The 7,182-nt window shown below is 39.3% G+C and carries 7 protein-coding genes; 1 reads left to right on the top strand and 6 read right to left on the bottom strand.

All coding sequences use genetic code 11. From position 1 onward, the window contains the following. Positions 1–197 precede the first annotated feature (197 nt). From HMPREF1477_RS06555 to HMPREF1477_RS06530, 6 genes are all read right to left on the bottom strand, one after another. Positions 198–623 (bottom strand): hypothetical protein, encoded by a 426-nt coding sequence (locus HMPREF1477_RS06555; RefSeq protein ID WP_016476297.1) that lies wholly within the window; start codon positions 621–623, stop codon positions 198–200. A 159-nt stretch (positions 624–782) separates the two neighbouring features. After that, positions 783–1,766: an inverse autotransporter beta-barrel domain-containing protein gene (locus HMPREF1477_RS06550; protein ID WP_016476296.1), complete on the bottom strand. Its 984-nt coding sequence runs from the start codon at positions 1,764–1,766 to the stop codon at positions 783–785. Positions 1,767–1,949: 183 nt separating this feature from the next. Continuing rightward, positions 1,950–2,303: a Spx/MgsR family RNA polymerase-binding regulatory protein gene (locus HMPREF1477_RS06545; protein WP_016476295.1), complete on the bottom strand. Its 354-nt coding sequence runs from the start codon at positions 2,301–2,303 to the stop codon at positions 1,950–1,952. Between the two features lie 118 nt (positions 2,304–2,421). Further along, the gene (locus HMPREF1477_RS06540; protein ID WP_016476294.1) at positions 2,422–3,000 is read right to left on the bottom strand and encodes a hypothetical protein; all 579 of its coding nucleotides are present in this window, start codon (positions 2,998–3,000) and stop codon (positions 2,422–2,424) included. Between the two features lie 41 nt (positions 3,001–3,041). After that, positions 3,042–4,295, bottom strand: a complete 1,254-nt coding sequence (locus tag HMPREF1477_RS06535) for a hypothetical protein (RefSeq protein ID WP_016476293.1) — start codon at positions 4,293–4,295, stop codon at positions 3,042–3,044. Positions 4,296–4,418: 123 nt separating this feature from the next. Further along, entirely contained in the window at positions 4,419–5,543 is a 1,125-nt protein-coding gene (locus HMPREF1477_RS06530; RefSeq protein ID WP_016476292.1) for a hypothetical protein, read from the bottom strand. Positions 5,544–5,758: 215 nt separating this feature from the next. Between HMPREF1477_RS06530 and HMPREF1477_RS06525 the strand changes: the two genes are divergently transcribed. After that, complete coding sequence (locus HMPREF1477_RS06525; RefSeq protein ID WP_016476291.1) at positions 5,759–7,090, top strand: hypothetical protein; 1,332 nt, start codon at positions 5,759–5,761, stop codon at positions 7,088–7,090. The last annotated feature ends 92 nt before the right edge of the window (positions 7,091–7,182 follow it).

Genomic DNA, 7,182 nt, shown 5'->3' with positions numbered 1-7,182 from the left:
AACAGGCCTGTTCTATTTCTAATGAGCCTTATATATGGTTCTGCAAATTAAAACAGGCCTGTTCTATTTCTAAGAAGGACCTAATAGTGTTTAATAAATAAAAAATCGCGACTAGTTGATTAGAAACTAATTAACTAGTCGCGACTTTTCTATTTTTATAGTTTTGCAAGGAATACCATATTCCATATATGAGTCGATTATACCTGCATGGTTGCCCAGGTGAGTACATCATAAATAAGAGCTACAACAATGGCCATAGCTAATTGTCCACCAATATAGACAGGGACGAGGTATATAAAAAATGCCCATAAGGCACCGATAATTTTCATCCATACGGCCCCAAGTTGTTTACTTTCAACCCAAGCCACAAAACGATCTAGAGGATTGACGATTTTTATAATCCATCGTGGAACGTTCTTATCTGGATTGCACGCAGGCAGGTATAGCAGTAATAACGGCAATACAATGGCATCAATGGCGAGCAATGTGGTTAGTGTCAAAGAAAACCAATCGGGTTCCCCTTCCCAAGTCACAGGATGCGAATAAAAACGAAGCCCCCACAAATAGGCTTTGTATACGATATACGGTTCTAACAGCCATAGTAGAGGCTTTGTAATATGCATAATAAACACTCTCTCTAAATTATAAATAGTATATTAATTATAGCATATTTTTAACGTTTTAAATTGTGTACTTCTATGCACTTATATCTTTTTTAATAACATTCACGGATATTTTCCGATGAGTCTAAAAATGAGGCTGTTAATTACAGCCCCATTCTATTATTCCACAACGATCGTATTATCTCTTCTCACTGTTTCAAGCATTTTAGATCGCACTGTAGATTCTGTATCGAGTTTGTGTTTTCCACCGTACCACGCCATATCGGTACCAGCAAGGCGGAACATGATTTTACCATAAGCGTTACCGGAAGAGTGTTCTGGTTTATTGAACCCCATATCAATGGACACGCGCGGTGTCAGTTGCAGTTCAGTGCCAAGTCGCAATCCGTTTTTATCAGCGCTACGGTCCAGAGTCCAATGATAGGCTTCTCCATAGATGCGAGCCCAGCGCGCATTTTTAAAGGTTTTTCCATAGGACACGGTATAGCCATCGGTAATACGTTCCAATGCACCATTGACCATATGTTCATCACTCATACCACGATAATAGTTGAAACGGAACTCGCTTTCACCAGAAAGATATTCAAGACCGGCACTCATGCGTCTATGTTGGCCCTTGAAACGGTGGTCATAAAACAGGTTCGCGCCATGCAAATGATGGTCATCACTGCTGATGCGGCGATAACCAAAACCGCTGTTAAGGGTCGTACCAACGTCCGCAGCGCGCGCCACGGAACCTTGGGTAAACCAAACTTGGCGGGATTTGTCGTCATAATGGCCTATAGGCTGCACCGTTTCTGCGCTGTAGAGGGGCTTCCAATCCTTCTGAAAGCTAAGCGCCACGGTGGTTCGTTTCATCCATGCTTTACCATTGGTATGCATATCATTGTTGATATTGGACACAGCCACTGCATTGATAGCGGAATTCACCGCATCAACATTAGAATACCGCGTCGTTTTACGCTCTGTTGTATCCATTACCAACGGTCCACTTTCACCAATCTGATGATCCGGCAAATAGGCCGGCGAAACATGAAATTCCTCAGTATTCACTTGTCCATTTTTCGTAGATGGCGCCGTATCACTGGCCCACACAGTAGGAGCCAGTAATACCCCACACAACACATACACTAAAAATCGCATATACACTCTCTCATATCTTACGTTCACGATTCATTAATGAAAAACTAATGAAATATCTATTAGTATACTGAAAAACTGTATATGCTGTCAAAAAACGACTGTAACAACATGCATTTACTGCGCATGCTATTACAGCCGTTTATAATAGTAATCAGAATATGGGGTGCGATGTCACTCAGCTAATTACAAATTTAGTGCTTCCATCCATTCTTTTTCTTTAAAGCCAACTAATACCTTATTTTCTAATACCAAAATTGGACGCTTTACGAGCATACCGTTGGATGCCAACAAAGCTAATTTTTCCTCTTCGCTAAGACCTGGCAACTTATCCTTTAATTGTTGCTCACGATAAATCAAGCCAGACGTGTTAAAGAACGCTTTCAAATCCTTACCAGATTGAGGGTACCATGCAGCGATTTCCTCAGCTGTAGGATTTTCAGATTTAATATCACGGTCCGTATATTCAATGTGATGATCATCTAAGAACTTCTTTGCTTTTTTGCACGTTGTGCATTTTGGATATTCTACAAATAACATAGGAACTCCTTTATCTACATATAACACTAAGAATCATTATTCATATGTATAGTGTAGCAGATACATCGATTAATTTCAATTTATTGTTTTATATATCGTCCGTAGGAATAGCACCTACTCAATTATCGCTTACGATAATCTTCGTCACCTTGCTACCATTATGTTCAAAGAATATACCGCGAATGTTATCGCTATTATATCTAAGATATCCATAGAACCACCGGTTATTAAAGTCGATAACATCAGGGCGTCCATAGACGTCCATAACCTTTTTCAAGGTGTCGCCAACGGCAATGCCTCGAGCAGTTACAGCATCGCGATTGCTTACGGTTATATACCATACGATAGGTCTGCTATCTTGCATCAAGGAATGTCCAAACTTAATGCCTCCATAGGTAAGCTCATCACGTTTTTCACTAGTCGGCTGACCAAGACTGGCCTTTACTGCATCAAAAGATGTACCAAGGGACACACCTGCAATTTTCATATCTTCAGCAGGCAAATAGGCCCCTATAACCTGACCGGGTCTATAATGACGATACTGCTCCGCTTTTGGCCAACTTGGTGAAAGCTTAGCATTACTTGTTTCTAAACGATCCATGGCTTTGCTCAGCCAGCTAGCATCAGCAACAGAACTCATATTACCCGCCAGTAATATAGCAAGACATAAACTAAATGCTATAAATTTTGTTCTCATCATTCTCTCCTAGTCTCTCAAAACTATAAATTAATATAATCTTACTGATTATAAAGTGCTATTTTCTTCATATACCAAGGAATATAGACCGGATTTGCTTCTAACTGCTTCTTATAGTTTCTATGTACTCTCCATTGAGGTTCCTTTTGAAGTGTGCTTGTATTATCAAAGCCTACATATTCTATTATATCTCTCAGTTGTTTATGATTATATGAGGATATACTTTCATCATAAAGAATTCGATAACTATAAGCATATACTGAATCTTTTGTATAGTGTCTCAAGTATGAGTTACCTTTGTTTATTTGACGATCAATTAAGAATCCTGGCAAGCCGTTGTTCCATACGGTAGCATATTGGGTAGGTAAATCAAGGTCGCCATATTTATCCAAAAACCACAGTATTTGAGGTGTGGCGCTAGAACGATCTATATGATCTTTCTTAAATATATGACGTATAACACGAATCGTGATTCCCTTATCTTCATAGGTTCGCACCTCATACCGACCTTCTTCTACAGTTTGACTGATCAATTTAGCAGTTTTAGGAATACGATACGTAAAATTACCCCATCTTTCAGTCTTAGAATAAGAATCTAATCCCGCAATCGATTCAATTGATGGAATAATATAATTGCTCATGACTACTTCAGCAGGTTGATTTTGGAATGGATCATTCTTCGTCACAGAACGGCCATATGTAATGCCATACGTATGGTTGGAATTAAACGGAGTGAATTCAGTATACATCACATGTTCTTTAGGATCCGACACAAGTTTCCAAGAAGCCTGTTTTAAATTGTCATATGTATACTTTCCATGCTCATAACCCTTTATTTGCTTACTATGAGGAGGACCTACAAGCAAAAATCCAGTAAGGCTCCGAACAGCATATAATGGTCCTTTTTCTGTATTCGACGTAATTACATCACCTCGAATACTAACATCAGGCACAGAGAAACGAATCGCATTGGCTTTGTCATGCACCAAAACAACAGTAGATTGTGAAAACTCTGCTAATCTAACAGCTTTATCATATCCAGGTTTCTCTTGATTAATTTTTGCTATCAATGAATCTGAGGTTCTCGGATGAGACTTAACATACGCCACATATGCGTCTACCTCCTTAACAGCCGGCTCATTGATATGTGAATAATTTTCATAGGCATTTGCAGAAATTTTCCTGTCTGCACCAGGTACAGGAGGTTGTCCTGCCGGCACCTCAATCTCTACGGCATTAACATTCATAGTAAAAGCTACTGCCATCGCCATCATAAATAAACTACGCCGCATCATACTTTATCCTCTTCTCTCAACATAAAATAAGCACAATACTTCTTAGTATAAGTATACTATGCTAAGAAGCACTGTGCCTATTGTTTTATGGTTTATTCGTATTTGACGATATATATGCTCTTTTTATGCCCATACGCACGGTGTTTTCAGCAAGTTCTGAATCATATTGTGCCCTGCTATGACGGTCAAAACTGATGGAGGACAATAGGTAAATTCTGGGTCTGGCACAATCGTTTTGATGTAACAATCTTGTGTTTCCATAAATGATTTATATGTATCGAGTGAAAATAGTCCATAGTTACCACATAGTTCCCATCTATCTTTAGCGAGAAGGGCCAAAAATTCATCGGCATGTGGGTCATATGCAATGTTAGGTGAGGTGCTTGTTGTTAGCCCCGTATCACTATTAGTACATGGAGAAATATGATACATATACCCTCTTGGTGTGATGCAAAGCATCCAAGGAATTGCTCTAGTCATAAGGATCCGTTTAAAAACGCCAAATACTTCTTGTAATCTTGATTTTCGCACATACAGAGCATAAAAGGTTTCCCTATATTCCGTTGGATCATCAGGCGTATCGAGATAGGTTTGTTCCACTATATCAACTGGTACATTGCATATATTGGCGAGGTCTTCAATTGAATGGCGCCATATTCCTCTACGTACTAACTCAATACGCGTTTTTGGGAATAGTAAAATATATTCACTGCCAATATAATCAGATAAAGCACCAAAATGAGTGCCATCTTGACGATTAAACTCAGGGAATTGCATACGCCGATAATCAGCGTCAATGCCCGTACAAGCATAGCTTTCACCTAAAACAGTGCTGCCATAGGTCTCAATCTGCTGAGGGTCCCAAAGTCCTAAATCATCGCCATACCGCATCTTACCATGATCATACCGAAGCATCTTGGTGTGCCCCGTAGGCGATACACAGAGCACGCAAGAATACCCATATTGCTGCGTGTGCCAACCACCCACACTGTGCCAATCTACAATCCTATCCTCAGGCCATGCAAACAAGGTCATCTCCACAGGCTGCTGTCCATGTACGCCATTCACAGACGTCGTGCCATGAATCGTATGCTTATACCAATTTCGACCGATCATATAGTGCCATGTCAACGGCGGCGTCGGACCACGTTGACCAACAGGATCACTAATCACGATGAGCATACCCATCCGCGCTTTGCGATAGGGTCTAACGATATCATTAATTTGGCGCACTAAACCTTGATTCATAGGACATCCCCCTTTTATCTTACTAATCACGATGAAAGCTAACGCTATTTACACCTTTAGTATAAACGGAAGTATGCGTAAAATTTTGCGCATTATGACATAAGAACTCATTACTGCTTAAACTATGAGAAAGTTATATAATTATACTTAATAAAGAGAATCTATGTATTGTTATAGCTCCTATAAAAGAGATGATATAACCAGGAGAGGTTACCATGCAAAAATTACCACTATTAATAGGTGCTTTCATCATGAGTACTGTACTGTCACCAGCAGAGGCCATCGACGTCAATATTCCTGGTGCGGATGCGAAAATTCCAAAGGATGCGTATATAAATTATCAAGCCACAAACCAAACCATTGAACAGGATGTGGCCAATTATGTAGAAACGTTAAAGAGCACCGATAAAGCCAACGGTATTAGTAGAAATGAGCTAGCCTATGCCAAAGAGGCCTCCATATATCGTGGCGAGCATTATCACAATACAGTGATTTCCGTTCACAATCGATACAGCCAAATCCGGCTTTCATTCCCCGTAGCAGGCATAAAGAGCGAATATAATATTGGCCGGTATAAAAATCCAGATCGCACCATAGAGGATTATCGCGTTATAACTGATAATGGCAATCTTAATCTAGAAATCGACTATGCAGATTACAAAGATCAGGATTGGCGCAACACTAAAATTGCCTATGAAAAACTAACAGACAAGGACGTTCGTAAGTTCTTACAAGATAAAGCAAAGAAGAATCTAGAAAAGCATATTTCTGATATAAAGGCGACTGTATTTTCATATCCTACCGTTACCTATAGTACTTGGGACAGCATGAAAATGCCTTACCTCAAAAATGGTCAAAAAACGACGATGACCGTGGATACCATCAACTTTAAACATATGGGCTTTGCCATACGGTATCCTCTATATCACGCAGGTATCGCCTATTTTGATAATAAACCGGTGTTGAATAAGGTGCCTACTGACAATCTACTCGCCAATTACGTGCTTCCATCGATGAAAAACCTCAATGAGTTGAATGAATATTCACGCATAGAAAATCTAAACGGCATACAGTATCGCGTACCTAAGGATGCCATATTCGATGGTGAAAGCAAGGACGAATATCAAGATATTAGATATTACAAAAAGGGCACCATAACCTTTTTCATTTCTACTATCAATCCCGCTAAGAATCCGTATGCTGGCAATCCTATTATTAATGGTCATTACAATTTTAACAGAGAGTTACGTTCATTCTGGGATATGTACCGGTACCACCCAACACCAGATTATATAAATTACTCTGTTGTATGGAATAACAATATTCCTGGGCTCTCCATACACAGCTATGAACCGTATAGGGATAATCACATCCTAAACTTTGAATCCTATGATGGTACCTATCATTTTATCTATATCATCTTTTATCCAAAATTTTTAAGTGCTGATGAAGTCCAAAAATTACGGAATATGATTGAGTTCTTTGATTCTACGAATAATCCTGAATTTAAACTACAGCAACATGTTGTGTTTCCAGAGAATCGCTAACTAGAAAACTAAATACAACTAATCTACTATCTTAAGATACACAAACAAAACAGCCAGTACCGTAATCACAGTACTGGCTGTTTGTATTCTAT

Origin of the sequence: Veillonella sp. HPA0037, assembly GCF_000411535.1 — a bacterium.
In the GTDB taxonomy this organism is placed as follows: Bacteria; Bacillota; Negativicutes; order Veillonellales; family Veillonellaceae; genus Veillonella; species Veillonella atypica.
Note: the sequence above shows the minus strand (reverse complement) of the source record. Positions and strands in the feature narration are given on the sequence as shown.

Coding starts and splice junctions, on each gene's coding strand:
- HMPREF1477_RS06555 (WP_016476297.1), bottom strand. CDS start 623: ATGCATATTACAAAGCCTCTACTATGGCTGTTAGAACCGTATATCGTA.
- HMPREF1477_RS06550 (WP_016476296.1), bottom strand. CDS start 1,766: ATGCGATTTTTAGTGTATGTGTTGTGTGGGGTATTACTGGCTCCTACT.
- HMPREF1477_RS06545 (WP_016476295.1), bottom strand. CDS start 2,303: ATGTTATTTGTAGAATATCCAAAATGCACAACGTGCAAAAAAGCAAAG.
- HMPREF1477_RS06540 (WP_016476294.1), bottom strand. CDS start 3,000: ATGAGAACAAAATTTATAGCATTTAGTTTATGTCTTGCTATATTACTG.
- HMPREF1477_RS06535 (WP_016476293.1), bottom strand. CDS start 4,295: ATGATGCGGCGTAGTTTATTTATGATGGCGATGGCAGTAGCTTTTACT.
- HMPREF1477_RS06530 (WP_016476292.1), bottom strand. CDS start 5,543: ATGAATCAAGGTTTAGTGCGCCAAATTAATGATATCGTTAGACCCTAT.
- HMPREF1477_RS06525 (WP_016476291.1), top strand. CDS start 5,759: ATGCAAAAATTACCACTATTAATAGGTGCTTTCATCATGAGTACTGTA.